3 protein-coding genes and 1 pseudogene are annotated in these 2,969 nt (G+C 71.4%); 1 reads left to right on the top strand and 3 read right to left on the bottom strand.

Translation table 11 applies throughout. The annotated features are described in order from the left end of the window. From AB0C29_RS41385 to AB0C29_RS41375, 3 genes and pseudogenes are all read right to left on the bottom strand, one after another. Positions 1 to 499: pseudogene (locus tag AB0C29_RS41385) on the bottom strand (glutathione S-transferase); the annotation flags it as partial. Between the two features lie 80 nt (positions 500 to 579). Further along, positions 580 to 1,821, bottom strand: a complete 1,242-nt coding sequence (locus AB0C29_RS41380) for an HDOD domain-containing protein (protein ID WP_360832715.1) — start codon at positions 1,819 to 1,821, stop codon at positions 580 to 582. Between the two features lie 49 nt (positions 1,822 to 1,870). Further along, positions 1,871 to 2,233 carry a nuclear transport factor 2 family protein gene (locus AB0C29_RS41375; protein ID WP_360832713.1) on the bottom strand — a complete coding sequence of 121 codons (363 nt, stop codon included), beginning with the start codon at positions 2,231 to 2,233 and terminating at the stop codon, positions 1,871 to 1,873. 66 nt (positions 2,234 to 2,299) lie between these two features. On the opposite strand from AB0C29_RS41375, the gene AB0C29_RS41370 reads away from it, so the two are divergent. After that, positions 2,300 to 2,969, top strand: a 670-nt coding sequence (locus tag AB0C29_RS41370; protein ID WP_360832710.1) for a hypothetical protein, incomplete at its 3' end; no start/stop codon positions are given.

Genomic DNA, 2,969 nt, shown 5'->3' with positions numbered 1-2,969 from the left:
GCCGCGGCGGGTACGTCTCCACCAGCGGGTCGGCCAGGTGCCGGAACCGGGTCGCCAGGTCGATGCCGATGCCGTGGCTGTCGTTGCTGACCAGCCGGGACCCGGCCCGGTCCCAGAGCGCCGGGACGCTGACGTGGCCGTCGAAGCCCTCCTCGGTGGCCTCGTAGACCTCGCGCAGCAGGGTGAAGCCGTTGACCGGGTCGGGGCCGTACTGCTCACGGAAGGCCCAGCCGCGACCGTCGCGGACGCCGTCGACGAACGACATGGTGACGATGTCCTCGAGGCCGGCCAGGGCGCGGGTGATCGCGACCCGGTGGGACCACGGACAGAACCAGCCGCCGTACACGTGATAGCGGAAGGGGCGGGCGGTGAACTCGCCGTCGGTGGTGATCCGGCCGGTGAAGCGCAGCAGCGGTCCGGGGGTGTCGGGTATCCGGTACTCGCCGAAGGTCGCGGTGTCGACGGGACCGGCCAGGCGGGTGGCGGGCGACAACGGCATGACCCTCTCCTTCACACGGGCGAGACGGCGCCCAAAGCCTAGCTCTGCGATAGGAAATGGGCAATGCCCGCGACGGGGGCCTACGCGGCGGTCTGGGTGGCCTGGACGGCCATCCGCGACCAGCGCATCGCGTCCATCACGGTGCCGGTCAGGTCGTCGCCGACGTACGCCGCCGCCACCTCGGCCAGGTCACCGCGCTCGTAGGCGTTCACCACCCGCAGCACCTGGCCCAGCGGCCCGGCCCCCCGTTCCAGGGCGGACGCGATGTCGGCGCTCAGCGGCAGCTGGTGGGCCATCGCGGCGGGGGACAGGCCGAGCATGGCCGCCACGGAGGTGATCAGGCCGGCCATGAACGCGGCGTCCGAGGCGGCCCCGAAGGCACCGGCCACGTTCTCGCAGAGCCGGGCCCGGGTCAGCGCCTCCGCCATCTGCACCTCGGTCGCCTCGGCCACGTCGTCGACCACCATGAGCATGGCCCACTGCCGGATGTGCGCGACGCCGAGCATGACGACGGCCTGGCGTACCGAGGAGATCCTGGTGGTGGCCCCGACCGCCGCGGAGTTGCTGGCCCGCAGCACCCGGATGGTCAGCGCCGGGTCGCCCGCGATGATCGACAGGATGCGCTCGAGGTCGGTGTCGGCGGCGGTGAGCGCGCCGAGCAGTTCCAGCCGGCGCAGCCGCGACGGGGTCAGCGAGGTGGCGGTGAGGACCTGCGGGCGGCTCAGCACGTACCCCTGGCGCAGCTCGAAGCCGTAGCGGTTGCTCAGCGCGAGATGCTCGGTCGTCTCCAGGCCCTCGGCGACGATCTGGATGCCCGGGTACGCCCGGCAGGCCGCGACGATCTCGTCGAGGTGGGTGAGGTCGCCCTGGAGCAGATCGAGCTTGACGTACGAGGCCAGTGGCAACAGCTTCTCGTGCCCGGAGCCGTAGACGAAGTCGTCGAGGGCGATCCGGTAGCCCTGGGTGACCAGGTTGGTGACCCCGGCGACCACCTCGTCGTCCACCGTGACGGTCTCCAGCACCTCCAGCACCACGTGTTCCGGGCCGAAGGGCAGCACCAGCTCACCGGTGAGGAACTCCCGGGTCAGGTTGATGAAGCACGTCCGGTCGCCGACGACCTCGTCGATGCCGAACTCGGTGAACGTGTTGACGATGACCTGGCTGGTCGCGTACGTGTCGCGGCGGCCGGCCTCGACGGCGTCCATGCTGCCGCGGAACAGCAACTCGTAGGCGACGACGTCGCCGGTCCGGTCGAAGATCGGCTGCCGGCCGACGTGCACGAGCTGTGTGCCCGGCAGGGGGAGCGGCACCGTGGGTTTCACGGCCTGACTGATCGGCCGGCACCGCGGCACCTTGAGGTTTCCGCCCCGATCATCGCAGCGTGTTCTGATCGTGCACCAGCAGCCACCGCTCGCCGTCCCGGGCGAACACCAGGGTGAGCAGGTAGCTCAGCTCGTACGGCTGGCCCTTGCCGTCCAGGTCGTGGTAGTCGGCCGCGAAGATCGCGATGCCGGTGTCGCCGGCCACCACCGTGCGCCGCAGGTCCAGCTCCCAGCTCCAGTCCGGGTCACCGAACCAGTCCCGGTGGAAGGCGGCGAGCTCGTCGTGACCGCTGAGCAGGGTGCCGTTCGGCATGATCAGACTGACGTCCGGATGCACGGTCGCGAGATAACCGTCGAGGTCCCGGCGGGCGATGGTGGCCAGGTGGTGATTCACAGCAGCGGGAAAGTCCATGGCGCGCATCATGGCACCGAGCGAGGGGACAGCGGCACCGATTTCGGTGTGGCAGGATCTCGGCCCGTGCCACTTCGCCGGATCCTGGTGCTGGTCTTCGCCGTCACGGCCGCCGTGGCGGTGCTGAGCGCCCTCACCGGCTTCACCGGCCGGCTGCCGGACGCGACCGGCGTGCTGGCGCTGCTGACGGTCGCCCTCTATTCCGCCCTATACGTCGGGAAGCCGGTGCCTCGCTGGACCCTGACCGCGGCCGCCACGGTGCTGGCGGCCGCATCGGTCGTGACCGGGCTGCACACCGACCCGGTTCCGCCCGGCTTCTCCGGGATCACGACGTTCCACGAGCAGGCGGCCGAAGGCCAGTACGCCGAGGCGGTGCTGCTGGTGATCGCCGTGGCTGCCCTGACCGTGGGGATGGTCGCGCTGCCGCAGTTCCGGCGGCCGGTATGGCTGACCACTGTCGCGTGCATGGTCGCGCTGGTACCGGTCGCCGTCGTGGCGATGGACGCCGCCGACGAACGCGACGCGCTGACCCCGGCCGTCGATCTGGGGGCGCTGTTCCGGCACGTCGCACCGGGGATGCTGGCGACCGTGCTCGCCGGGCTGCTGCTGGTGCTCGCCGTGTCCCGCGCGGACCGGCGGTTCCTGGCGCCGGCGGGCGCGCTGCTGGTGCAGCTGGCGGCGGCGCATGCGGCGTGGGGCATGTCGGGATCGTGGTACTTCGCGGAGTCGCTGCGGG

The sequence above is a fragment of the Actinoplanes sp. NPDC048791 genome, assembly GCF_040650095.1.
GTDB lineage: Bacteria > Actinomycetota > Actinomycetes > Mycobacteriales > Micromonosporaceae > Actinoplanes.
This window is presented reverse-complemented; position numbering and strand designations above follow the sequence as displayed.